The organism is Amycolatopsis sp. NPDC058986, from assembly GCF_042741125.1.
GTDB lineage: Bacteria > Actinomycetota > Actinomycetes > Mycobacteriales > Pseudonocardiaceae > Amycolatopsis.
The window spans coordinates 1-24,766 of record NZ_JBHYJW010000021.1 but is presented as its reverse complement, the minus strand read 5'-3'; the positions used below and the strand labels follow the sequence as shown (position 1 = coordinate 24,766).

Annotated in this window: 22 protein-coding genes; 16 read left to right on the top strand and 6 right to left on the bottom strand. The window is 67.3% G+C overall.

Features of this window, described 5'->3' with window-relative positions; genetic code table 11:
• Positions 1–66: 66 nt before the first annotated feature.
• From ACFW0G_RS19855 to ACFW0G_RS19845, 3 genes are all read left to right on the top strand, one after another.
• Entirely contained in the window at positions 67–687 is a 621-nt protein-coding gene (locus tag ACFW0G_RS19855; protein ID WP_378326801.1) for a TetR/AcrR family transcriptional regulator, read from the top strand.
• A gap of 30 nt (positions 688–717) precedes the next feature.
• A complete protein-coding gene (locus tag ACFW0G_RS19850; protein WP_378326800.1) occupies positions 718–849 on the top strand; it encodes a hypothetical protein in 132 nt (43 codons plus the stop codon).
• 136 nt (positions 850–985) lie between these two features.
• Positions 986–1,345 (top strand): beta/gamma crystallin domain-containing protein, encoded by a 360-nt coding sequence (locus ACFW0G_RS19845; protein WP_378326799.1) that lies wholly within the window; start codon positions 986–988, stop codon positions 1,343–1,345.
• 675 nt (positions 1,346–2,020) lie between these two features.
• Here the strand turns inward: ACFW0G_RS19845 and ACFW0G_RS19840 are convergent.
• Positions 2,021–2,698 carry a response regulator transcription factor gene (locus tag ACFW0G_RS19840; RefSeq protein WP_378326798.1) on the bottom strand — a complete coding sequence of 226 codons (678 nt, stop codon included), beginning with the start codon at positions 2,696–2,698 and terminating at the stop codon, positions 2,021–2,023.
• 938 nt (positions 2,699–3,636) lie between these two features.
• Positions 3,637–4,557 (bottom strand): LysR family transcriptional regulator, encoded by a 921-nt coding sequence (locus tag ACFW0G_RS19835; protein ID WP_378326797.1) that lies wholly within the window; start codon positions 4,555–4,557, stop codon positions 3,637–3,639.
• 499 nt (positions 4,558–5,056) lie between these two features.
• On the opposite strand from ACFW0G_RS19835, the gene ACFW0G_RS19830 reads away from it, so the two are divergent.
• The 4 genes from ACFW0G_RS19830 to ACFW0G_RS19815 all read left to right on the top strand — a co-directional run bounded on the left by ACFW0G_RS19830 (position 5,057) and on the right by ACFW0G_RS19815 (position 9,148).
• Entirely contained in the window at positions 5,057–6,565 is a 1,509-nt protein-coding gene (locus ACFW0G_RS19830; RefSeq protein WP_378326796.1) for an AMP-binding protein, read from the top strand.
• Between the two features lie 75 nt (positions 6,566–6,640).
• Positions 6,641–7,591, top strand: coding sequence for an aldo/keto reductase (locus tag ACFW0G_RS19825; RefSeq protein WP_378326795.1), 951 nt, complete (start codon positions 6,641–6,643; stop codon positions 7,589–7,591).
• A 32-nt stretch (positions 7,592–7,623) separates the two neighbouring features.
• The gene (locus ACFW0G_RS19820; protein ID WP_378326794.1) at positions 7,624–8,058 is read left to right on the top strand and encodes a nuclear transport factor 2 family protein; all 435 of its coding nucleotides are present in this window, start codon (positions 7,624–7,626) and stop codon (positions 8,056–8,058) included.
• Positions 8,059–8,107: 49 nt separating this feature from the next.
• On the top strand, positions 8,108–9,148 hold the full coding sequence (locus ACFW0G_RS19815) for an NAD(P)-dependent alcohol dehydrogenase (RefSeq protein WP_378326793.1): 1,041 nt from the start codon (positions 8,108–8,110) through the stop codon (positions 9,146–9,148).
• A gap of 62 nt (positions 9,149–9,210) precedes the next feature.
• On the opposite strand, the gene ACFW0G_RS19810 is transcribed toward ACFW0G_RS19815, so the two are convergent.
• Positions 9,211–10,848, bottom strand: a complete 1,638-nt coding sequence (locus ACFW0G_RS19810; protein WP_378326792.1) for an AMP-binding protein — start codon at positions 10,846–10,848, stop codon at positions 9,211–9,213.
• Between the two features lie 51 nt (positions 10,849–10,899).
• Entirely contained in the window at positions 10,900–11,349 is a 450-nt protein-coding gene (locus ACFW0G_RS19805) for a nuclear transport factor 2 family protein (RefSeq protein WP_378326791.1), read from the bottom strand.
• Positions 11,350–11,531: 182 nt separating this feature from the next.
• Between ACFW0G_RS19805 and ACFW0G_RS19800 the strand changes: the two genes are divergently transcribed.
• Together ACFW0G_RS19800 and ACFW0G_RS19795 are read left to right on the top strand one after the other, a co-directional pair.
• Positions 11,532–12,725, top strand: coding sequence for a sensor histidine kinase (locus ACFW0G_RS19800; protein ID WP_378326790.1), 1,194 nt, complete (start codon positions 11,532–11,534; stop codon positions 12,723–12,725).
• Complete coding sequence (locus ACFW0G_RS19795) at positions 12,722–13,408, top strand: response regulator (RefSeq protein WP_378326789.1); 687 nt, start codon at positions 12,722–12,724, stop codon at positions 13,406–13,408. The genes ACFW0G_RS19800 and ACFW0G_RS19795 overlap by 4 nt, the downstream gene beginning before the upstream one ends.
• A gap of 23 nt (positions 13,409–13,431) precedes the next feature.
• Here the strand turns inward: ACFW0G_RS19795 and ACFW0G_RS19790 are convergent, their stop codons facing one another.
• Positions 13,432–14,829, bottom strand: coding sequence for a DUF2079 domain-containing protein (locus tag ACFW0G_RS19790; RefSeq protein WP_378326788.1), 1,398 nt, complete (start codon positions 14,827–14,829; stop codon positions 13,432–13,434).
• A 404-nt stretch (positions 14,830–15,233) separates the two neighbouring features.
• On the opposite strand from ACFW0G_RS19790, the gene ACFW0G_RS19785 reads away from it, so the two are divergent.
• The 3 genes from ACFW0G_RS19785 to ACFW0G_RS19775 all read left to right on the top strand — a co-directional run bounded on the left by ACFW0G_RS19785 (position 15,234) and on the right by ACFW0G_RS19775 (position 17,728).
• Positions 15,234–16,646 (top strand): NAD(P)/FAD-dependent oxidoreductase, encoded by a 1,413-nt coding sequence (locus ACFW0G_RS19785; protein WP_378326787.1) that lies wholly within the window; start codon positions 15,234–15,236, stop codon positions 16,644–16,646.
• A gap of 67 nt (positions 16,647–16,713) precedes the next feature.
• Positions 16,714–17,280, top strand: coding sequence for a hypothetical protein (locus ACFW0G_RS19780; RefSeq protein WP_378326786.1), 567 nt, complete (start codon positions 16,714–16,716; stop codon positions 17,278–17,280).
• Between the two features lie 70 nt (positions 17,281–17,350).
• Complete coding sequence (locus ACFW0G_RS19775; protein WP_378326785.1) at positions 17,351–17,728, top strand: putative quinol monooxygenase; 378 nt, start codon at positions 17,351–17,353, stop codon at positions 17,726–17,728.
• An 85-nt stretch (positions 17,729–17,813) separates the two neighbouring features.
• On the opposite strand, the gene ACFW0G_RS19770 is transcribed toward ACFW0G_RS19775, so the two are convergent.
• The gene (locus ACFW0G_RS19770) at positions 17,814–19,427 is read right to left on the bottom strand and encodes a PucR family transcriptional regulator (protein WP_378326784.1); all 1,614 of its coding nucleotides are present in this window, start codon (positions 19,425–19,427) and stop codon (positions 17,814–17,816) included.
• A 200-nt stretch (positions 19,428–19,627) separates the two neighbouring features.
• On the opposite strand from ACFW0G_RS19770, the gene ACFW0G_RS19765 reads away from it, so the two are divergent.
• The 4 genes from ACFW0G_RS19765 to ACFW0G_RS19750 all read left to right on the top strand — a co-directional run bounded on the left by ACFW0G_RS19765 (position 19,628) and on the right by ACFW0G_RS19750 (position 24,739).
• Positions 19,628–21,085, top strand: a complete 1,458-nt coding sequence (locus tag ACFW0G_RS19765) for an alpha/beta hydrolase (RefSeq protein ID WP_378326783.1) — start codon at positions 19,628–19,630, stop codon at positions 21,083–21,085.
• Between the two features lie 167 nt (positions 21,086–21,252).
• Positions 21,253–22,557 carry a M1 family metallopeptidase gene (locus ACFW0G_RS19760; RefSeq protein ID WP_378326782.1) on the top strand — a complete coding sequence of 435 codons (1,305 nt, stop codon included), beginning with the start codon at positions 21,253–21,255 and terminating at the stop codon, positions 22,555–22,557.
• A gap of 23 nt (positions 22,558–22,580) precedes the next feature.
• Positions 22,581–23,981, top strand: coding sequence for a M1 family metallopeptidase (locus ACFW0G_RS19755; RefSeq protein WP_378326781.1), 1,401 nt, complete (start codon positions 22,581–22,583; stop codon positions 23,979–23,981).
• 350 nt (positions 23,982–24,331) lie between these two features.
• Positions 24,332–24,739 (top strand): Hsp20/alpha crystallin family protein, encoded by a 408-nt coding sequence (locus tag ACFW0G_RS19750; RefSeq protein WP_378326780.1) that lies wholly within the window; start codon positions 24,332–24,334, stop codon positions 24,737–24,739.
• Positions 24,740–24,766: the final 27 nt, after the last annotated feature.

Genomic DNA, 24,766 nt, shown 5'->3' with positions numbered 1-24,766 from the left:
GGAAAACCGCGCCACTATTGATCGGTCGATCAATAGTGGCGGTGACGCTAACTAGACTGGTACCCGATGTCAAGCAATGTCAGGAAACGAGCAGCGCGGAAGGCTCCGGCGGAGCGCGCCGCGGAGATCACCGGAACCGCCCGCGAGATCGCACTCGACCAGGGCCTCGGCGCCGTCACACTGCGTGCCGTGGCGGCACGCGCCGGCGTGACGCCCGCGCTGGTCGCGCACTACGCGCCGAACATGGACAGGCTGGTCGCCGACACGTTCACCGGAATCGTCATGGCGGAACTGGACGACGTCATCGAGTTGCTGGCGGGGGAGACCGCGGCCAGCGCCCGGCTGGCGCGGCTCGTGGAGACGCTGTTCGACGAGGGCCGCGTGGACGTCACCGTGGTCTGGGTGGAGTCCTGGGCACTGGGCCGGCGCAACCCCACCCTCGCCGAGGCCGTCCGGGCCGCGATGGACGCCTGGCAGCAGGCCGTGGAGAAGATCATCGCGGACGGCGTGGCGGCAGGGGAGTTCACCGCCGACGATCCCGCCGCCGTCGCCTGGCAGCTGATCGGCATGATCGACGGCGTCAACGCCCAGGCGCTGGTCCGCTGGGGCCGCCCCGCCGAACGTGGCTCCCTGATCGTCCACGCCATGGAGGTCACCCTCGGCCTGCGCGCCGGAACCCTGCGCTGACCCCGAACCGTCCACAGAGGATTTGCCCGGGTGTCCACAAGCGACTGGCGGGCCCCCGTGAAGCGGATCTCCGGTCTGTGGCGGCAGCGCTACGACCTCGGGAGCGGTCATCCGCTGGCCGGCGCGACGATGCCCGCCCTCCGGCTCGCCGACGGCACCTGAGTTCCCGATCGATCAATGTTCGTTGTCCGGTTGGGTGCGTAATACTCGAAACGGTTGTTTTCCGGCCGTGGCGGAGGCTTACTGACATTCAGACCGGACTGATCGCAGAGCTTGTCCGAGTGAATGGATGGGGATAATGAAGAAGATCACCTTGGCTGGTGCTGCCGGGGTCGTGGCGGCTTCGCTGGCAATGCTGGTACTGCCGGCTGGCAGTGCCGGTGCACAACAGCTCCCTTGCGACAGGCATAACCAGTTCGTAAAGGTCAATTACCATACAACCTGGGGTAAGCACGAAACTGCCTGTTATGCCGGAGCCGGTAAGAACTGGTTTGAAGGTGTCAAAGGATCTACGAGCTGGATGGATTACCTTTGGACCGGGAACAACGACATCACCTGGGTGGACTGCAACGGGACGAGAGTGGATGTTCCGCGGTGGAACCAGAGGAACTACCGGGCGGCTCGCTGTATCAAGGAGCTCAACATCAAGCCGTTCTGAAACACTGAACACGCCGGCTTGGCGTGGATGAATCTCGACGACGGCTGGATGCCGGGCCTCAAGTCCGCGGTAATCCAGTTCCGGCGCAGAATCTGCGGGCCGGCGGCGAGGCAGGCCGGTTGTCCTGCGGTGAGGTGAACGACCCGCCCGCCGGAGGGCCCGGGCAAGAGCCGCTGAACCGGCAGAGTTTCGACGCTGGATCGACCCCGTGGCAGGCGCCCAATGTCGCAAGGCTCATCCATGCCGGCGTTCCGCTCATGAACAGCAGGAGAAAACCGACGGTGAGTCGCTTCCTCTGGGGCGTACCGGAGGAGGCCACTCCCCATCGGGGAGGGCGAACAGATTCATGACGGGCGTCCGGCAGCCGGTGTCGGACGTGACTGTCCTGGCGATCGTTCCATAAAAGCCGCCGGTTGCGACTTCACTATCCAAACGGGAAACGGAATCCGCGACCGGGTCGTAGGGTGGCCGGGGCGGGGTCCGGGCCCCGGCCAGGATCGGGGACCGCATGCGCAACCGGTTCGCTGTGGAGATTGAAGGTCCCATCCGGTCGACGATGGCGCGCCGTCCTCCCTGTCGGTGAGCAGTTGGAGCACCGTCACATCCGACCTCATCATGGAGGCGCGGTGGTCGAGGTTGTTCGGCGGCGGGTCGGACCGCCCGACGGGGATTCTGTCAGATTACCCCGTTGCGGATCGCAAATGCGACTGCGTGGGTGCGGTTGTTGAGGTTGTAGCGGGTCATCATGCGGTGGAGAGTCAATTTCACCGTGCTCTCCGAATAGGTGAGCCTGGTCGCGATTTCCTCGGTGTCGTGCCCATCGGCGAGTAAGCGGAGAATTTCGCGTTCGCGGTCGGTGAGGCCGAATAGTGTAAGGTTGCGGGGGTCCACCATGTCTTGGTGGAGCCGACCGATTTGGGTGACAAGGCTGCCCAGTACGTCGGGTGGCAGGGACGGCAAGCCTTTGCTGACCTCGAGTACCGTTCGGACGAGTTCCTTGCCGTCGACGGTGGACCGTCGCAGCACCGCTGCCATGCCATATTCGATCGCCGACATCACGGTCTCGGCGCGAAGGGTATTGATGACGACCACGCAGGGTGGTGGTGACGCGAGACGTGACGCGGCGCGGGCCTTGTGCAGGTAGGTGAAAGCTCCCTCGTCGAGGGTCTCCTCGGTCACTACAAGCACCTCGGCGGCCGCGAAGTCGGCCTCGTCGAGTATCTTCACTCGCTCATCGCCGCTGAGCATGTTCGCTACGCCAATTCTGGACAGCGAATCCGGTGCGTACACCAAAACCGCCACGCCCGCGGCTTCATCGGTGCTTCCGCAGTCGCACTTGGGATCCTTGTTCATAACCCCTCCGCAAGACCAAGATGAAGTGTCGAGACACAGGTGTGTCCGATGGCGCCGGGGTGTCGCGAGTATGCCGGACCAGTTCGAGCAGTGTCGGCAGCTGCCGGGGCCTGCCCAGTTCCACCAGGTCCCGCTCCTCATGCCGGTCCAGGCGGTCGTGGCGGTCATTCGAGCAGCATGCCCATGACACATGTCCCGGACTTCGTTGCGACCGTCAATGATGACGACTGCGTGTTGGTGGAGGTAACAAAGAGGAATTTGGCGGAGGGCACGTCGAGTATCGCGTCGTCGGCACCTGAAACAGGGAAGCGTGCGCTCGGCGTCTTGTCATTGGTCGGTATCTTCTGGCGTCCAGGGCCCTTGCGGGCTCGAAGTTTCCGTCGTCGGCGCCAGGTCGGGTATGGCACGGCACTGTTGATGATCGCCGTGGTGCCCGGCGTCACCCGCAGGCCGCGGTCAGCGAGGTGGCCGACCCATCAGCAAGGCGGCCCGGCACCGACTGGCCGGATCAGTTCCCGTCTGGTGATGCACTCGTATTGCGTCATGCAATTCAGCATCCACGGTGGACCAGGTTGTCACCAGCGCAAAGTGTGGATCACCCCTATGCGCCCGGCGCATGACGCACGTGAGGCCCCGGATCGCCGACGTTTGCAGTGCTACCGGGTCGGAGCCGATCGGTTCGGCTGGAGCCGGCACCAGGCGCCCACGGTCCCGGACCGACGGCGACTGGCTGATCGGCATGGGGATGCCCGCCTCGGCGCGGGCACGATTCCGCGACGACGGCCGCGTCGCCGCCGCCTCAGCCACGTCCGGCATCGGCACCGGCGCCTTGCCTCCGCCGCGGTGATCGGTAACGCCGTGTTCGAGGCGACCGGGATCCGCGTCCACGACCTGCCGATCACGATCGGCGAACTGCTCTGAGGCGGTACGCGCGGCGGTCAGTTCTCCGAGCGACGAGAGGCCATGTCCTGTGCCGCCGCGCGGATCATGTCGCGCAGCCAGGAGTGCATGGGATCGGATTCCAGGCGTGGGTGCCAGATCATTCCGTACGGAAACGTGTCGAGCCCTTCCGGAGCCTCGACCAACCGCACCTGAGGACAAGCGGCCACCTGTAACTCCGCGAGCCGCCGCGGAATCGTCGCGACGAGGGCCGCACCGGGCAGAGCGTCGAACGCCGAGCGGAAGTGCGGGACCCGCACAGCCGCCCTCCTGCTGTGGCCGAGGGTCTGAAGCCACCGTTCGATCATGGGTTGCTCTCGTTGGATCAGGGTGACCACCACATGGCGGGCCGCGACGTAGTCGGCCAGTGAGAACCGGTCTCGCACGGGGTGGTCGCGGTCCACCACGCAGACCGCGTCGTCGGTGAACAACCGCTCCCATCGCAGCCGGGTGGCCGGGTGGAGCACGGACAGTGCGATGTCGGCCCGGCCTCGTTCGAGATCCTCGTACGAGGAATCGTCTCGCGATTCGATACGGACTTCCAGCTCGGGCGCGGCCAGGCACAGCCGGGGCAGCAGGTGCGGTCCCAGTACCGCGGTGGTGTAGTCGGTGCCGATGATGCGTACGATCCCGGTCGCCGTTGAGGGATCGAAGCCACGGCCGGTCACGAGACCTTCCAGCCGTGGCAGGAGCAGGGCGAGTTCGCGCTGCATTTCCTGCGCTCGGGGGGTCAGCTCGTAGTCGCTGCCGGATCGGACCAGCAGCTCGTCACCGAACAGCGCGCGAAGCCGCTGTAACGTCCGGCTCATGGACGACTGGCTCAGGTGAAACCGCCCGGCGGCGCGGGTCACGTTTCGTTCCTCGAGCAGGATGGACAGAGCACGCAGTTCGTGCAGCAGCCCGAGATCACCATGCGGCATGCGCATAGTATGCACCTGTCCTCCGCATTCCGCCTTCGCCACTCGTGACCACGGATAGGCGACTGGCCATCGTGTTTCGTCCACCACGTGGACCGCGGTCTTGGCATCGCGAAGTTCTCCAAGCTGAAACGCCCAGGCTCTGGCTGAACGGGTACCCGCGGTCGGCCGTGGCCGATTTGCTGGAGTACCGACTGGGCCGGAACTCGGCGGCGGGTCGGACGATGCTCGCGGCCATTCGCACGGGCGGCCCGCGCCTGGTCCTGGCATGCACTGCACTTTTGTATAGAAGCCGTTATCCGATAGTATAACGACGGACGGGCCGGAACCTTCGCGCAGTACGATCCATGACGCTACTATTGCTGCCCATCTTTCCGTTGATTCCGCGTCGGCTCGGTCAACCGGACATCAATGGATCGGGAATTTGCCGGGATGTTCTTGAGTCGCGTCGTAATATCCGAGTGACGTGGAGCGGTGAAGCTGTTGGAAAGGTTGATGTGCTGTGCCTGGTGACGTTGAGCCGGATCTCGCCGCGGTGGTCTTCCCCGCTGCCGCTGAACCCTATGTGCGGATCCTGGCCCGGCTGGCGGGCGAAGCTCCACGGCAGCCAGCCATCAGCTGCGATGGCGAGATGATCACCCGAGACGAGCTCGAGACGCGGTCGAACCGGCTCGCACGGGCGTTCGGCAACCTCGGGGTCGGCTACGGGGACTTCGTCACCATCGGTCTGCCGAACTCGATCGGTTTCTACCTCGCTGTCCTCGCATGCTGGAAACTCGGCGCGATTCCCCAGCCGATCTCACCCCGGCTTCCGGCCGCCGAGCGACGGGCGATCGTCGACCTTGCCGACTCCGCACTCGTCGTCGGCGCCGATCCGGTCGATCACCCCGGCCGAACCTGCGTCGCCGCGGACTTTCAGCCCGATCCAGTCCTGGACGACGGGATGCTGCCGGAGGTCGTGTCGCTCGCGTGGAAGGCTTCGACCTCCGGTGGCAGCACCGGGCGACCGAAACTGATCGTGTCCGGTAACGCGGCCGAAGGGGCACCGGCGCTGGCCGGCGCCGTGGCCCGGATGCGGCCGGACGACAGCCAGCTGGTCGCCGGCCCGCTGTACCACAATTCCCCGCTCACCGCTTCGCTCACCGGACTGCTGGTGGGGCAGCATCTCGTGGTGCTGTCCGAGTTCGACGCCGACGGCGCGCTCAAGGCGATTGCCGGGCATCGGGTCGGCTGGGTGCAGCTTGTGCCCACGATGATGCTGCGGATGCTGCGGCTCATCGAGGAAAGCCCTGATTCGTATGACGTGTCCTCACTGCGCACGCTATGGCATACGGCCTCGGCCTGTCCGCCGTGGCTCAAGGAAGCCTGGATCGATCTGCTCGGCGCCGACAGGATCTTCGAGATGTACGGTGGGACGGAGTCGCAGGCCGCCACGATCATCACCGGCCCGGAGTGGCTCGAGCATCGAGGCTCGGTCGGTAAGCCGGCGCTCGGGGAGATGGTGGTGCTCGACACGGACGGGAAGCGCGCACCAGTCGGCGAGGTCGGTGAGATCTACCTGCGCCGGCCGTCCGGTGCCCCGCCCACCTACCGCTACATCGGCGCGGAAGCCAAGGAGCGGGAGGGGTGGGAGTCGCTCGGCGACCTCGGCTGGATGGACGCCGACGGCTATCTCTACCTCAGCGACCGGCGCACGGACCTGATCGTCGCCGGCGGGGCGAACATCTATCCCGCCGAGGTGGAAGCCGCGATCGACGCTCATCCCCTTGTCCTGTCCAGTGTTGTCGTCGGACTTCCCGACGAGGACCTCGGTCAGCGGGTCCACGCGCTGGTGCAGGCCAAGCCCGGGCTGACCGCCGAGGAGCTGCTCGCGCACCTCGGTGAGCGCCTCGTGCGCTACAAGGTGCCGCGCTCGATGGAATTCCTCGACGAGCCGCTGCGCGATGACGCCGGCAAAGTCCGCCGCGGCGCGATGCGGGACGCGGCCATCGAAAGAATGCCGCACGCCTGACGCCGCGCCTCGAACCCGTGCGTCCGATCGTGGTGGCGCAGAGTGAAGAATCCCCGACCCAGGAGTTCTCGATCCATGACTGATCTTCGCCCCCTTGGCTCGTCCGGTCTCGTCGTTTCCCCGCTGTGCTTGGGCGGGAACGTGTTCGGCTGGACCGCCGACGAAGAACAATCGTTCGCGGTACTCGACGCCTACTCCGCCGCGGGTGGCAACTTCGTCGACACCGCCGACGCGTATATGTATCACTTTCCCGGCAACGAAGCGGGCCAGTCCGAAACCATCATCGGCACCTGGCTGGCCGCCCGCCGCAACCGCGACGAGATGGTGATCGCGACCAAGGTCGGCGACCACCCCCGGCACAAGGGCCTCGCACCCGCGAACATCAAGGCCGCCGCGGAGGAATCCCTGCGTCGGCTGGGCACCGACCACATCGACCTCTACTACACCCACTTCGACGACGAGTCCGTCCCGGTCGAGGACATCATCACCGCACTCGACGAGCTCGTGAAAGCCGGCAAGGTCCGCGCGATCGCGGCCTCCAACATCGGTCCCGAACGGCTCTCGGCCTCGCTGGCCTTCTCCGACCGTGAAGGCCTGGCCCGCTACGTCGCGCTCCAGCCGCAGTACAACCTCGTCTCCCGTGACACCTACGAGGGCGAGCGGCGGGACATCGTGCAGCGCGAAGGGTTGGTGTGTGTCCCGTACTTCGCGCTCGCTTCCGGCTTCCTGACCGGCAAGTACCGCCCCGGCAAGACCGTCGACAGCGTGCGTGTCCTGCCCAGCCTGGCCGGTGGCTACGTGGACACCGAACGCGGCGTGAAAGTCCTCGCCGCGCTGGAGGAGGTCGCGACGGCCCGCGGGGTGGAGATGGCTACCGTCGCGCTGGCCTGGCTCGCGCAGCAGCCGACGGTGGCCGCGCCGATCGCTTCCGCGCGCACGGTCGAGCAGTTGCCGGCGCTGCTGGCCCTGCACGACCTGCGTCTGTCGGACGCCGAACTCCGGACCCTGACGGCGAGTTCGTCCTGACCGTCAATCGTCACAGTGCGCTAGGAGAACAGATGCTCGACATTCAGGAGATTTCGGACCGGCTGGAGATCCAGGATCTGGTGGTGGCCTACGCGACCGCCGTCGACGGCCGGGATTTCGACGCGCTGGACCGGATATTCGCCGATGATGCCTACCTCGACTACACGGCGTTCGGCGGCGTCACGGGCAACCTCGCCGTCGTCAAGAAATGGATCGCGCAGAATCTTGCACAGCTTCCCGCGATCCAGCATCTGATCGCCAACCCGGACATCCGCGTCGATGGTGACCGGGCGACGGGGCGGGTGATGTGCCTGAACCCGATCGCGCTGCCTGCCGAGGACGGTGAGCCACCGGTCGCGATGCTGGGCCTGTGGTACCTCGACGAGTACGTCCGCACACCACAGGGCTGGCGCATTTCCCGACGCGACCATCAGCGCAGCTGGTCACAGGGACTCGGCGGCCACTGAGCCGCCATGTCGGAAAACCTCGCCGACCGAAGAGACAGGAGCAGGACCAATGAAAGCAGTTCAGTACCGCAGTGCCGGCGCGGCTCCCGAGGTCGTCGAGGTCCCCGATCCCGAACCGGGCACCGGCCAGGTCCTGGTGAAGGTCACCGCGGCCGGGCTGTGTCACTCCGACCTCACCCTGATGCACCTGCCCGCGGAACGACTGATGTTCCCGCTGCCGCAGACCCTCGGCCACGAGGCCGTGGGCACGGTGGCGGCGCTCGGTGAGGGCACGACCGGGGTGGCGGTCGGCGACAGCGTCGCCGTCTACGGGCCGTGGGGCTGCGGTGTCTGCGCCGCGTGTGCGGCGGGCCGGGAGAACTACTGCCCGCACGCCCGACGGCTGGGAATCCGTTCGCCCGGGCTGGGTGCCCCCGGCGGCCTCGCGCAGTACCTGCTCGTCGACGACGTGCGCCACCTGGTGCCCTTCGCGGGGCTCGACCCGGTGGCCGCCGTGTCGCTCACCGACGCCGGTCTGACCCCGTACCACGCCGTCAGGTGGGCGTTGCCCGCGCTGGTGCCGGGCTCGACCGCCGTGGTGATCGGCGTCGGCGGCCTGGGCCATGTGGCGATCCAGTTGCTGCGCGCGCTCACCCCGGCGCGAGTCGTCGCGCTCGACGTGAGCGAGGACAAGCTGGCCCTCGCCCGGGAGGTCGGCGCCCACGAAGCGTTGGTGTCGGACGAGTCCGTGCCCGAGCCGATCCGCGCGCTCACCGGTGGCCTCGGCGCCGAGGCCGTGTTCGACTTCGTCGGGGTGGAGGCGACCGGCCGCATCGCCGTCGCGTCCGCCGCCGTTCAGGCACGGGTGCTCAATGTCGGACTCGGCGGGGGCGCGATGGCCATGGGATTCATGCTGGTCCCACCCGGCATGAGTGCCTACGCCCCGTACTGGGGTACCCGTGGCGAGCTCATCGAGGTGATCGCCCTCGCCCAAGCGGGTGCGTTGTCCGTCCGAACCGAGACCTACTCTCTCGACGAGGCCCCGCTCGCGTACGAACGGCTGCACGCCGGAAAGGTCACCGGCCGCGCGGTGATCCTGCCCAACGGCTGACAGCCCGCGGGTTTTTCTTTCGAGCCGGGCTGCTCGTTTCACCGGAGCAGCTGGGCCTGGCGTCAGAGTTCTTGGAGTTCGCCGTGGTCGATTTGTCCGCGGAGCCGGTGTTTCTGGACTTTTCCGGAACCGGTGAGGGGTAGTTCGGTGGTGTGGAACCAGCGAGCGGGTGTTTTGTGGGGTGCCAGCCGCGCGCGGCAGAAGTCGTGTAGCTCCGTCGCCGTGGGTGCATGGCCGGGTTCGGTGGACACGAGCACCGCGGCGACGATTTCGCCCCACATGGGGTCCGGCAGGCCGAGGACGGCGACGTCGCGCACCCCGGGGTGGGTGAACAGCACCTGCTCGATGTCGGTGGCGTAGATGTTTTCCCCGCCCCGGATGATCATGTCCTTGAGCCGTCCGGTGACCTTGAGGTAGCCACGTTCGTCGAGGCTGCCCAGGTCGCCGGTGTGCACCCAGCCCGCCTGGTCGATGGTCTCGGCGGTGCGTTCGGGCAGTTCGAAATAGCCGAGCATGGCTTGGTAGCCGCGGGCACAGATCTCCCCGGGTTGCCCGACGGGCACGATGTCCCCGGTCTTCGGATCGCGGACGGTGACCTCGACCTGCGGCAGTGGACGGCCGGCGGTGGTGGCCTTGTCCTCGGGTGCATCGTCGGGACTGGTTTGGGTGAGCACCGGGGAGAGTTCGGTCTGGCCGTAGACGGAGGTGAACCGGGCGCCGAAGCCGTCCTCGACGTGACGGACCAGCTCGGGCGGGATGGGGCTGCCGCCGGAGAGCACCCCCGTCAGGTGTGACAGGTCGTACTGCCCGAAGCCGGGGTGGTTCAGCAGCGCTATGAGCATCGTCGGGACGCCGCCGAGCATGTCCGCCCGGTGATCCTGGGTCGCGGTGAGCACGAGCGCGGGGTCGAACAGCCGGCACAGGACGTAGGAAGCTCGTTGGTGGGCGCTGCCGAGCACGCCCATGGCACAGCCCGCGGTGTGGAACAGCGGCGCGGCGGAGGCCATGGTGCCTCGCTCGGGCAGCCGGGCCCGGTCGATCATGAACTTCGCGTTGGTCACCAGCCCGCGGTGGTGCAGCAACGCGCCCTTGGGGAACCCGGTGGTGCCGGAGGTGTACTGGATCTGGGCCGCGTCATCGGGGCGTACTTCCGGCAGCGGCCCGCTGCCCTGATGAGCACGGACGGTCGTCTGCCAGTCCGCGAAACAGACGGTTGTTCTGAGTTCCGGGAGTCCGTGCGCGGCGTCTCGGGCGATCGCGGTCATGTCGCTGCCGCGGAACGCCGCGGTGTGGAAGAGCCCGGCCGAGCGGGATTGCTCGAGTACATAACGCAGTTCCGCGGCTCGCAGCGCTGGGTTGGCGGTCACCACCACCAGGCCGGCCAAGGCCGCGCCGTACTGGAGAATGACCCACTCGGGGATGTTGGGAGCCCAGACGGTGACCCGCTCGCCCGGGGCAAACCGGGTCAGCAACCAGCGCGCGCATTGCTCGGCCTCGGCCAGCAGTTGCCGGTAGGTCCACTGGCGGTCGGTGCGTCCGGCGCCGGACGGTGACACGGTGTCCGGCGGTGCGGCCTCGATCAGCGCGGTCCGCGACCCGGCATCCCGCGCGGCCGCACGCAACAGATCCCCGGTGGTGAGCTCCAGTACCGGTGCGCTGGTGTCGGCGGGCCAGTACGACTCCGTCAGGATTTGCGGCATCGCTCGCTCCTCAAGCCCGACGGTCCGTACCTGGCCGCTCGGGAACGCGGGTCAGTGTGTGTGGTGGGGGACGTCGTCGAGTCCTTGTGTCCAGCTGCGTTGCTGGCTGCGCCGGGAGATCCGCCAGCCCCGCGGTGTGCGGGTGTATTCGTCGAGGTACCACATGCCCAGCAGCGCGAGGTGCGGGTCGCCGTCCTCGACGGGGAAGCCGAGTGTGTTCAGGCACATCACCCGACCTGTCGCGTGGTCGCCGTCGAGATGGATGGCGGGGTTGGCGATCAGGTGCTGGCACACGGCGAACTGTGCCATGCTCGAGGTGAGGAATTCCTTCAGTTCGGCGCGGGTGCCCGCGATACCACCGAATGTGGTGTAGTCGATATGGGCGTCGTGTGTGAATATCCCGTCCAGGGCGCCGAAATCCTTGCTGTCGATCGCGGTCGCGTAGGTCACCAGCAGCTCCTGGATCTCCAGCCGGTCGGAAATTTCCTGAATGTCGAGCATCTGACCTCCTGCGATACTGAAATGATGCACCGGCACCCTAACCAGCGAAGCAGGTCGGGACCGTTGTCCTGCGGAGAAGGGGGCAGGAGGGTTTATCCGATGGGGCAACCGTGGAGGCCGTGAGCTGGAGAATCCACTTCGGACGGTCGCGACGAAGCGGGATGCGTGGTTAGGTGGTCAGGGTGCGCAAGTTGTTCGCCGGGGCGGGTGTCCGGTCATGGGTGACCGACCTGCTGATCGTCGTGGTGCTCGGTGCGGCCTCGTTGGTGAGCCTTTTGTTGTCGGGCCGGTGGTGGGGTGCGGTGCTGGCGATCATCGTGGCCTTGCTCGCGCCGGTCTTCGCGCGGCGCCGGTTCCCCGCGCAGGCGATGCTGTTCGTGCTCGCCGTCTTCGCCGCGCAGGCGTTGCTGCCGCTGCCGTACGCGGGTGTGCTGCTCGCCGCGGACCTGGCGCTGGTGGTCCTCATGTACTCGGTGGTCGTCCACGGTGGCCGGCGCAGCAAGTGGTGGCTGTTGCTCGCGTCGGAGATGCTGTTCCTGATCGGGGCGTTCCTCGTCGGGGGCGGCCAGATCGCGGCGATCCTGTTCGTGGCGGAGACCGCCGTCATGGTGGCCGCGGTGGCCGCCGGTGAGGTGACGCGCAGCCGTCAGTTGCAGCTGGCTGACGCGCGGGAGCGTGCGATCGAGGCCGAGGAACGTCGTGACGCGCTGGCGAGGGCCGCGGTCGTCGAGGAACGCGCGCGGATCGCCCGGGAGATGCACGATGTCGTCGCGCATGCGGTGAGCACGATGGTGCTGCAGTCCGAAGGCGCGCGGTTGCTGGGTATGCGGGATCCCGGCGCTGTGGACGAGGCGCTGCGGACGATCGGCGTGACCGGGCGTGAGGCTGTGGCCGAGTTGCGGCGGATTCTCGGTCTGCTGCGCGAATCCGGGACCGGTACGGAACCTCAGCCGGGTGCCGGCGCGCTCGGCGAGCTTGTCGGCAAGGTGCGTTCCGCCGGGCTGGAGGCTCGTCTTGTGGTCGAGGGCGACCGCGAGGGGATCCCGCCCGGTGCGGTGCTCACCGCGCACCGGATCGTCCAGGAGGCACTGACCAATGTGGTCAAACACGCCCCGCCCGGTGCCCGGTGTACGGTGACGGTTCGCTACGGGACATCGGACGATCCACACAGGACGGTCGTGGTCGAGGTCGGCAACGATGGCGGCCACGGCCCCCGTCCCCACGCCGCCGAGCGGAGTGGTGCGGGCTATGGCATCCGCGGGATGCGGGAACGTGCCTCGATGTTCGGCGGCGAGGTGACCGCCGAACCGCGGCCGGACGGCGGGTTCCTGGTCACCGCACTGCTTCCGCTCACGACATCCCCGGAGGAACCATGACACAGCCCGGGCCCCACCGCGTGCTCGTCTGCGACGACCAGGCGCTCATGCGGGGCGGGCTGCGCATGATCATCGAGAGCGCGGACGACCTGGTGCTGGCAGGGGAGGCTGAGAACGGGAGCCAGGCGGTGGACCTGGCCGTCACGGCGCGGCCGGACCTGGTGCTGATGGACGTCCGCATGCCGGTGCTCGACGGAGTGGCGGCCACCGAACGGATCTGCGCGCGGGACCCGGCGGTCAAGGTGCTCATGCTGACCACTTTCGACCTCGACGAATACGTCCTCGCCGCGACCAGGGCGGGCGCGGGCGGTTTTCTGCTCAAGGACGCGAGCGGGGAGGAGATGCTCCTGGCGATGCGGGCCGTGCTGCGTGGCGACCGCGTGCTCGCGCCGTCCGTGGTCGATCGGATGATGCGGCGTTACCTCGCCGCGCACCCCGCGCCGTCGGACGATCGGCGGCTGGTCCGGCTCACCGACCGCGAGCGGGACGTCCTCGTGCTCGTCGCGCGAGGGCTCAACAATTCCGAGATCGCCGAGCGGCTGTTCATCGGCGTGACCACGGTGAAGACCCACCTCGGCCGGGTGCTCGACAAACTGGAGCTGCGTGACCGGCTGCAGGCCGTGGTGTTCGCCTACGAACACGGCCTCGTCACGCCATCGAACCCTGGCGGGTTCCACGACTGAACGGCGCCGAGCGCGGCACAGGCTCATGAGCCGGGACGCCGGTGAAGCAGGGTAGCCGTGGCGTTCCCCGCTACCACGTCGTAGCTTCGCCGGGTCAGCTCCGCCAGACGTTTTTCCTGTTCGGGGACCGAAAGCGGCCACGTGCCTTCCGGCCGGGTCACCACGACCCATTCGGGCTGCTCGGCACCCGAGGGATAGGTGGGGTAGAGCAGCACCCGGCATCGGCTCGTCAAATGCGGGGCCAGCCGTCCGGCTGCCGCGACAGTGGCACCGTCCGGAACCCCGGCCAGGACTTCCCTGGCGGCGGCTTGCTGCTCGTTCGTCCAGCGCGGCTGATTCGCGTGCAGCAGCACCACCGTCGTCGAGCAGACCGCCGCGACCACCGCGCAGATCGGGGCGGCCCGGCCGAGCCAGGTGCCCCGTGCGCGCCCGATGCCGTCGACAGCCGCCAGGAACGCGATCGGGATCAGCACCGCGTCGTAGTAGAGCGCCGGGCTCCAGTAGAAATGGAACCCCGACAACAGCCGCCAGGCGAGGGTGGGGACGAGCAGGATCGCCATCGGTGACCGGAGCGCGGCGAACGCGGTGGGCGCGAGCAGCACGGCGAGGGTCGCCACCTTGACGGGGAATCCGGCGAAGGGCGCGAACCCGCCCCATTTGTCTCCGTAGGCGTAGCCGCCGCTGCTGTTGATCGCGGGCAGCACCACTCCGACGACCACGACCGTGCTGAGAACGCCGAACGCGGCCGTTGCCCAGCCCAGCCTGCGCTGGCCCTGAACGACGAGGTACAGGCCGAGCGCTGCCAGCGTCATCGGCAGATCTTCCTTGACCAGCACGAGCGGCGCCGCGTACGCGACCGCCCATCCCCACTGCCGCCGGAGCAGCCGCTCGCCGGCGAAGGCCAGCATCGGGACGGCGAAACAGATCTCGTGAAAGTCGTGGATCACCGCCTCCAGCAGGCCGGTGGAGAGAACGTAGCCGACACCGATCCCGGCGCCCCGCCACGGGCCGAGCGCGCGGATCGCGCACCGGGTCACGGGAATGACCGAGAGGGCCAGCAGCGCGGCCTGCGCCACCAGCAACAGAGCCGGGGACGGCCAGAGCCAGTAGAACGGCGCGAGCACCGCGAGAATCGGCGAAAAGTGGTCGCCGAGCAGAATGACGCCGGGGCTCTTGAGATCCGCTGTCGGCCAGTGCCCGTCCGCGTAGGCGTGGACCGCCTGCTCGAAAAGGCCGAGATCCTGCCCGCCACTCTGGAACGCCCTGTGCAACCAAAGCGACCACACCGCATAGACCACGAACGCACAACAGGCCAGTAAGTACGGGAGACAACGCGGCGCCCTGCCTCCCGCGACCGCGCCCGCCAATACGGTGCGTTGGCCGCGCTTCGCCGTTTCCAGCGCATCGACCTGCCCCATCATCCGCTCTCCTCACCCGCGGACCCCCACCTGTCCCCGCGGGTCGGTAGTGGAATTCCGGTGCCGTAAAAGGAAAACCGGCCGCCCAACGGCAGCTCCGGTCGTTCTTCGTGCACCCAGAGTGCCGACCGGCGACGGCACCGGCATCCGATCACTGGCCCGGCCTGATCATGCGCCGGGAGGACCCGGGTCGTCCCCGGGGAGGACCCCGCGAGTACGCGAACATTCCCCTGCCGGTTGCTGCCGGCCGGAGTCCGAAGCCCCGGTACCGTCCACGTCGGACAGGGCACGTTCGTATCATGAATCTTGTCTCTTCTTCGTTACTGGCACGTTGGGATTTCCTCCTGGGCCAGGATGCGAGAACTGGATCCCCGATCGTTTGATCAGCGGTGTGAGAGGCATATTCGATGCGGAGAGTCGTTGTTGTCGGTGGGGGGATCGTCGGGTTGTCGACGGCGATGATGCTCGCCAAGGACGGTATGGAGGTCATCGTCCTGGAACGAGATGGCGAGGCGATGCCGGACTCGCCGGAGGAGGCCTGGTCGAACTGGGCCCGGCGCGGGGTCAGCCAGTTCCGGCAGACGCACATGCTGTGGCCGAGGGGTTACCGGATTCTGCGGGCCCGGATTCCTGAGGTGCTGGAGGCCGCGCGGGGGGCCGGTGCGAGCGAGTTCAGTTTTCTTTCGCTGTTGCCTTCCCATATCGAGGATCGCGCGTCGCGTCCGGACGACGGAAGGTTCGATACGCTGGCGGTTCGCCGTCCGGTCCTGGAATACGCGGTGGCGAGCTGCGCACGCCGGGCGGTCGACGTGCGCCGAGGTGTCGGGGTGACCGGGCTGCTGGCTGAGCCGTCCACGGTGGGCGATGTGCCGCGGGTCGTCGGTGTACGCACGTCGGCCGGTGAGGTCATCGGCGCGGATCTCGTCATCGATGCCTCGGGCCGGCGGACGAAGCTGCCGGCCTGGCTCGGGGATCTGGGTGCGCGGCCGCCTCACGAGGAGGTCGAACCGACCAATTTCACGTACTACACGCGGTTCTTCCGCTCGTATGACGGGGAGACCCCGATGCTTCCCGACGGCGGGCTGCTCCAGCATTTCGACAGCTACTCGATACTCACCGTGCCCGGAGAACGCGGTCACTGGTCGATGAGTCTCTGTTTCTCCTCGGCGGATCAGGAGTTGAAGGAGCTGCGTCATGTCGGCAAGTGGATGGAGGTGGTTCGGGCCTGTCCGGGGCATGCGCATTTGCTGGATGGTGAGGTCGAGGATGGAATGCGCATCATCAGTGGGAACGCCGACCGGTTCCGCCGGTTCGTGGTGGACGGCGCTCCGGTCGCGATCGGGGTGCTTGCTGTCGGTGACTCGCTGGCGACCACGAATCCCGTTTATGGGCGCGGGATGAGCATGGGACTCATCCAGGCCGCTGGTACCGCGGAGGTCGTTCGGGACCGTGGTGACGATCCGCTCGAGCTGGCCCTCGAGCATGACCGGATGGTGCAGGATCGGGTGGTCCGGTGGTATCGCGAAACGGTTCGGATCAACAAGGCCCGCGCGAACCAGATCGACGCGACCATCAACGGGCGTCCCCGGAAAGCCCCGGAAATCGGTACCAAACTGTCCTACGATCTGCTGGTCGCCAGCCATCATGACGCTGACCTCTTCCGTACGTTCCTGGAAAACGTGGCGCTGCTGACCTCGTTCGAGGAACTGCTTTCCCGGCCGGGAATGGCCGATCGCGTCGCGGTCGCGACGAAAGGCCGGGAGATGCCGATCCCGGCCGGGCCGTCGCGGCCGCAGCTGCTGAAAATGCTGGCCGACTGATCCCTGTTTCGATGGGTGACGGGCGGACCGGGGACTATCCGATAAAATTGACGAAGGCGGAATTGCCATGGTGCGAACAAACGCAGGGTTCAGGTGGTCGCTCGCGATCGGCGCGGTAGTCGCCGCGCTTGTCCCGTTCACGAGTTCCCCGGCCTTCGGCGCTGAACCGGGGTCGACGGGGCCGCGGGTCGCGGCGGCGGACAAGGTGTGTCTCAAGGCGTATATGCAGAAGCGCGGGTGGCAGGGCGAGCAGTGCGCTCCGGCCGGAAGGGCGGCGACCGTCGGCGGGGCCGGGCAGGGGCTCCGGATGGAGGCGTTGACGATGTCGGTCGGTGGAAGCGGCTTCTGCGCCGCCGGTTACGTGCAGGACAGCGGATGGCAGCCGTGGGCCTGTGCAGCTGCCGGTGGGCACCTCACCGTGGGTACCGCCGGGAAGAACAAGCGCCTGGAAGCGGTGAGCTACCGCGTCCAGACCGGTGTACTCTGCGGGAATTCCTATGTGCAGAACGTGGGCTGGAACAAGAACTGGTACTGCGGCGCCGACGGTAAGACCAACGCGATCGGTACCACCGGGCAGAACAAGCACATGGAAGCGGTTTCGTTCCAGGTATGCCGGTCCGTCAAGAACTGCTGAGCGGCAATTTCCGTGTTAGCCCGAGGTTCGGCGGCGTCACCGGGGCTGAAGAACAAGAAAAAGGGAAACGATGAGTAAAGGATCCCAGGTACCCACTCCGCAAGAGCAGGAGGCCGCGTTGCGGGCGGTCACCGAGCGGGGCGTGCCACTGTTCATGAACGTCACCCTGACCATCGACCCGCAACGGCGGGAGACGTTCCTGGCGGCATTGCGGGACGTGCTTCCGCGGGCTCGTGCCGAAGAGACCTGTGTCCACCTCCACGCCGGTCACTCGGCCGCCGACCCACGGATCTTCATGTTGTCCGAGGGGTGGTCCGACCTCGTCGAATACCGTGACACCGTGCTGCGGCGGCCGTACTTCCAGAAGTATCTGCGGATCTCCGGGGAATGCTATGCGCAGCCAAGGGTGGTGGCTCCACTCGTGCCCATCGATCCGGTGGCCTGGTAGTCCAGCGGTAGCCGGAAGTCCTTGTTTTCCTCCTCTCGCGGGCCAGGCGGCCGACGGTCCACCTCATAGCCGTGCCGACGTCGTGTCAGGCCCGGGTCCTCCGCAGCGCGCGAACCCTGAGCTGGAGGTGCGCGAGCAGCATGGCGTCGGCATTGGTGAAATCCAGCCCGGAGATCTCGCGGATCCGGCGCAGCCGATAGCGCATCGTGTTGGCGTGGATGTGCAGGGCGGTGGCTGCGATGTCGGTGGCTCCCGCGGAGTCGAGGTACGCCGCCAGGGTCTCGGGCAGCAGGCCGTCCGGACCGTCGTACTGGCACAGCCGGTGTAGCGCGCCGGTGCTGTCCGGCAGGCCGAGCGACTCGGTGACGTCGGCGAGATGCAGCAACAACATCGACAGCGCCATGTCCGCCACGGTGCGCACGGCCGGACCGTGCGTGGTTGGGTGTCGGAGCGCCCGTAGCGCGGCGTCGGTCTGCGCCCGTACTTCGGCGATTTGCCCCAGCGAGCCGGTCGGCCCGCCGACGGCGACCACGTAGTCGCCGGCCAGTGGTGTCCTGGCGAGGAAATCCCGTGCCAGGTTGACAGTCGCCTCCAACGCGGTGGTGTGCTCCGGAGGCCAGGCGACGAGTGCGTACACCGCGCCGGTACCGGCCACCGAGGCGGAGCGAGGGTGTACGGCCGCGAGGAAGTACTCCAGCGTTTCGGCGAACCGGCGTAGTCCGCCCGCGGTCACCGCATCCGTCGCGGCGCCGGAGCTTTCGGTCTCGGGCAGCCGGGGTGCCGCGGCCAGGACGCACACCGGGCCGGAGCCCAGCTGCAACCGGGTCGCCTCGACGCGGTCGGCCGATCCGCCGAGCACCGCCGCGGCCAGCTCGCCGCGCTGCTGGCGGGCGTAGCTGGTCTCGGTGCGCAGGCCGACCAGGCGCAGCGCGACGATCGACGCGAACTCGCGCAGCCGGGCGGTGCTCGCCTCGTCGAGTGGCTCGGTCACCACCGCCCAGATGTAGCCGAGGACATCCGAGCCTGCCCGGACCGCGATCGCCACCCGCGGCAGCTGGTCGGGCTCGGTCGCTTCCAGGTAGACCGGGGCACCGCTGGCGTGCAGGCGCGCGAATTCGCCCCGCTCGCGCTGTTCGGCCAGCGTCCGCTGGTGCACCGCACGGCCCAGGATGGTCTCGATCCGTTCGGCGTCGGTCCTGTCCTGGCCTTCCGACCAGGCGATCAGTGCGGAGAAACGGTCCTCGATGGTCACCGGGGCGCCGAGGGCCGTGTAGATGGCGTTGGCCAGGGTGAACAGGTCCGAGCCGTCGTCGGAGCGGACGCGTGCCCTGGCGTATTCGAGCAACTGCTCGCGGATGGTCGTCGCGACGTGCATCCAGGACGCGTCCTGGTTGACCTCGATGACCGTCAGCTTCTCGTCCGGTGAAGGCGGTGCCGGGGCCTTCACCGCCAGCACCCTCGCTCCGGCGCGGTCCATCGCCGCGGCCAGGTCGAGCAGTTGGGCTTCGGCGGTCACGCCGATGCCCAGTACCACGCACCCCGGCCCGAGCTGGGTCGGCGCGCCCGGAGCGTAGAGAGCGATCTCGGTGAGCGGCTCGTCGAAGCCGGCACCTTTCTGGACCAACCGCAGCAGCGCCGGGCCGACGTCGCGCACCAGTTGCCGGACGGGCAGATGCCGCCGCACGTCGGACTCGCTCATCCACCAACTCCCTGGCTTGGGCCTTGGAGCCAGTATCGGGCGCGGCCCTTGATGCCGACGTCAAATCTCCGCGTCCTGTCTTGACATCCTCAACGAAGCGGACACAACGCACACCGCATACGGTTGGCGCGCGACTGGAGAACGTTCATCCACCGGAGGACGCTGTGCGCTCCTGTGCCCTGACGGCGGTACTTTCCACCGTGCTGCTCGTGCCCCTGGCCGGCATCGCCACCGCCACCCCCGCGCCGTCCAAGGTCGCCTGGCACGCGTGTGGTGATCTCGGTGGCGAATGCGCCACGGTCGCGGTGCCGACCGACTGGGCGATGCTGTCCGGCCCGAAGTTCGACCTCGCGATCGGGCGGAAGCGGGCGACCGATCCCGCGCATCGGATCGGGGTGCTGTTCGCCGCCCCCGGCGGCCCCGGCGGCTCGGGCATCGACTCCTTCGTACTCAAGGACGAGATCCCGGCGGACAGCGTGCTGCGCCGGCGGTTCGACATCGTCACCTGGGACCCGCGCGGGGTGAAGCGCAGTCGCGAGGTCCAGTGCGATGCGGGACTGCTGAGCCAAGCGCCGAAGAACTTCCCTGACAACGAAAAGGAGTACCGGGAGCTGTTCGCCTACAACGCGAAGCTCGGTGCGGACTGCCGCGCGCACACCGGCCCGCTGTTCGACCACGTCGACACCGCCAGCGCGGTCCGGGACCTCGACGCGATCCGGGCCGCGCTCGGCGAGCGGCAGCTGAGCTTCTACGGGGCGTCCTACGGTACCCAGGTCGGCCAGCAGTACGCCGAACTGTTCGGCGACCGGATCCGTGCGATGGTCATCGATTCCAACATGGACCACAGCCTGACGTCTGCGGCGAAGTACATCGAGACGGCTTCGGCAGACCAGGAGCGCTCGTTCACCGTGTTCGCCGACTGGTGCGAGCGCACCACGAACTGCCCGCTGTACGGCGAGGACGTCCGGAACATCTGGGACAGACTGCTCGCAAGGGCCGAGGACGGTACCTTGGCCGACCCGAAGAACGGCGAAGCGATCAGCCCAGAGGTGCTGCGGGCCGAGCTGATGAACGCCATGTACGAGCCGGAGAAGCAGTGGTACGGCGAGGCCGGCCGGCTCCTGAACCTCGATGCCGGACCGTCCTACCGGACGGCCGCGTCGGCCGGGCCCGTCCTGTCCGGCAACTCTTACCAGGCGATCTGGTGCGAGGACTGGAAGTGGCACGTCAGCGGGTACCCGGAGCTGAAGGCTTACCTTGACAACGCGGCGAAGCATGCCCCGCACACCAAGCTTTCGGCGCTGTGGAGCGACGTGACGATGTGTCTTGGCTGGCCGGCGAAGGTGGTCAACCCGCAGCACCGGCTGAACGTTCCTGATGCCTCGTCGATCGTGATCGTCAAGGGCAAGTACGACGTCGCGACCCCGCACGCGTGGAACTACGCCGTCGCGGAGCAACTCGAGGACGCCGCGCTGCTGGAGTACGAGGGCATCGGCCACGGTCAGTTCTTCACCAGCACCTGCGTCCGCGCGAAGGTGGAGGACTACCTGATCACCACGCGGCCACCCGAACACGGTGCGCGCTGTCCCGCGGTCTGGCCGGCCACCCGGCCCGTCCCGGCTGCTTCCCGAACGTCGGGAACGGAGTGGCCCCAGTAGTCGTGGTGAACTGACTGCGACGTCGTTTGGACACGACTGGGACAGGACTGGGACATCGCGCTCCTAGGTTCACGGTCGTGAAACCCATATACCGCTTGACCGCGATTGGCGTGAGCAGTGTCTGTATGGCGCTGGTGCTCGGTACGGGAACAGCCACAGGTCAGCCTGTGGCGGGTACCGGGGACTACGACGCTCTGGACTACACGGTATCCCTGGAATACCGGTCCGCTACCAAGGATATGGACGGCACCACCACGCTGAGGGCCAGGGCCACTCAGCCGTTGTCCCGGTTCGCCCTGGATTTCGCCGGCGGGAAGGTCGGCAAGGTCACCGTGGACGGCAGGCGGACCAGGTTCGAGACCAGGGACGAAAAGCTGTACGTCTTCCCGCGTGAGTTGGCCAGGGGAGCGGAGTTCACCGTCACCGTGGACTACACGGTCACCAGGACCAATGGGCCCGATGGGCACGGGCCGTGGCGGGAAATCGAGGACGGCTTCGCCATCTCTCCCCAGACACACGAGACCATGCACCACGTCTTTCCGTGCAAGAACGACATCGCGGACAAGGCCACGTACACCGTCAACGTGATCGCTCCGGCCCGCCTCACCGGCGTGACCAACGGGGACCTGGTCGAGACCACCCAGCTCGCCGGAGACCGCACGGCCCGCAAGTACCGGATGGCCTACCCGATGCCCGTCGACGACGGCCAGATCGCGGTGGGACCCTATTCGCGGATGACCCGCAGCGGTCCGGACGGGGTGACCATTCGCGATGTCGTCCCGACCGCGCAGGCCGGTCAGTTGCGCGAGACGCTGGGCCGGACCGATGATCAGCTGCGGTGGCTGACGGCGAAACTGGGGGCGTATCCGTTCGGCACCTATGGACTCTTCGCCCCGCTGGGGTCCGTGGGTGCCTTTGAGAGTCAGACGATGAGTACCATCGACGCGGCCACGTTGGCCAGCGGCACCGCGGATTACGTGCGCGTACACGAGTTGAACCACCAGTGGTTCGGTGCCTCGGTTTCGCCGAAGACTCTTGCCGACAACTGGATTGCCGAGGGGCACGCCCATTTCTACGGAGCCTGGTATGACGCCGAACTGTCTCATCCCGGTTCCGCCGATGCCTTCGCCGAGAGCATGCGGATGTTCTATGGCATGGATCAGCACCTGCGTGACGTGGAAGGACCGCCCGCCGCGCCAAAGCCGGTCTCCGGCCAGACTCAGCGCGCTAATGGCGCGCTGGCTCTCTACGCGCTGCGCCAGACGGTAGGTCCGCAGCTGTTCGAGAAGATCGAACGTGCGGTAGTCACCCGGTTCAAGGACGGTGTGGCGTCGACGGCCGACTACATCAGGACCGCGCGTGAGGTTTCCGGTCGCGACGTCACCGCGCTGCTGACCGACTGGCTGTACGCGAAGAAGACGCCGCCGATGCCCGGCCATCCCGACTGGAAGTCCGACGCTGTCGCGTCCTGACCGCTGCCGACGAAGGAGAAAACGTGTTGTCAGTAGTGAAACGCGGCTCGCTGACCGGGGGCGTGCTGCTCGCCTGCATGATGCTCGGGACGTCGGTCGCCTCCGCCGGTGTCGGCGGTGATGGCATCGGCGACCCCTATTGGCCGCAGGACGGTAATGGGGGATACCGCGTCTCCCACTATGACGTCAAGGTCGGTTACGACCCGGCGAAACCGGACGAGCTCACCGGCGACACCACGGTGTCGGCCACCGCGACGGAGGGGCTGGACCGGTTCAACCTGGACTTCACGAAGACCTTCACCATTTCCGCGGTGACGGTCAACGGTATTGCTGTCAGGGGTTTCTCCCGTGCCGGGGACCACGAGCTGGTCGTCACCCCGGCGAGGCGGATCCCCCGCGGTGCCAGGTTCGACGTGCGCGTGGTGTACTCGGGCAAGAACGGCGACGCCTGGTACAAACCGGAAACCGGCGGCATGCTCATCGTCGGGGAGCCACACTCGGCCACCAACTGGTACCCGGCCAACGACCACCCGTCGAACAAGGCCACCTTCCGGCTCACCGCTACCGTGCCCGATGGCTGGGCGGCGGTCGGCAACGGCAGGCAAGGACCCATCACCACCAAGGACGGCAGGACCACCTTTCGGTGGGACGAGGACAAACCACTGGCCACGTGGACCGCGGTACTGGCCATCGCGAAGTTCACCATGGTGAACGCCAGTCTCTCCGACGGCACCCCGGTTATCAGCGCCTACGCCCCGGGAGCGGAGACCGCGGCGAGGAAATACGGCGACCGCGTCCCGGAGATCATCGACTTCCTGTCTACGAAGTTCGGGAAGTACCCGTTTTCCTCGGCCGGTGGCATCTACTTCAACGAGAAGATCGCGATAGGGCTGGAAACACAGAGCAGGCCGATCTACCCGGGTACCGACAACACCGACGTCGTCTCGCTCATCGTGCACGAGCAGGCCCATCAATGGTTCGGCGACAACGTCACCGGCAAGCAGTGGCGCGACATCTGTGTCGCCGAATGCTTCGCCACCTACGCGCAATGGCTGTGGAGCGAGGCGAAGGAGGGGCAGAATCTCGACGCGAAGTACCGGGAGATCGTCGCGGCCAACAAGGACAAGCCGAAGTTCTGGCAGACCCGGCTCTACGACCCGGGTGCGGACAAGTACCTCGCCGCCGTGTACCGCACGGGCCCGCTGATGCTGCACGCGCTGCGGCGCACCATCGGAGACGACGCCTTCAACTCCGCGCTCACACAATGGCAGGAACAGCATCGAGGAGGCAATGCCTCCTGGCCGGACTTCGAAGCGCTCGCACAGCGCGTTTCCGGCAAGGACCTGAGCGGCTTCTTCCAAGCCTGGACAAGGAACACCACGATTCCCGCCGACGAATACCTCCACCCGGGCCCGCTGCGGTGATCGGACCGGCCTGTCCGTCGGATCCGCGCGCGGTAACGTGCAGCAGACCCTCGTGATGTCGTCTCGACATCATCTAGACAGTCTCATCGGCGAGCGAGACGGGAACCGGAAATACGCGCTCTCCGGTTCGACGGGAAACGGTTCCGGCGAGGGTACCGACGGACGTTTCGGCCACTCGGTGGGGCGGTGTGCGCTCCCGTTTGATGGTGCTGCCTGACGGTAGGTGCGTGCCGGTATGGGCGGCGATGGTCGTTGGTCCCTGCGGCCGGGGACTTTGGGCTGCTGCGCGGTGGCGGGTGGTGCGGTTGTCTGGAGGTGGGAACAGCGCCGCTACGAAGGAGAAAGGGATCATGGTCGCTTTGGTACCGTCGCCTCGGTTCGCCTTGCCGAGTATCGCCGCCTGGCTGGAGAATCCGTGGCCGTTCGCCGAGCACAACCCGGTGCGGATCGAGGAGTCCACAGAGGACGGCAGGTACGTCGTGCGTGCGGAGCTGCCGGGGTTCGATCCGGAGAAGCAGATTTCGGTGACCACGCACAACGGTCTGCTCACCATCACCGCCGAGCGGGAGGCCAAAGAGATCTCCCACGGCCGTAGTGAGTTCTTCTACGGCAAGTTCAGCCGCACGGTGGCGTTGCCACAGGGCGTCGACGCGGCGAAGGTGAGCGCGAGCTACGTGGACGGCATCCTCGAGGTCACGATGCCACACGACGAACAGGCGCGGCAGAAGGAAGTCAAGATCGACGTCGCGAAATCCTGAACCCGGGCACGCCGGGCGGGTGCGGCC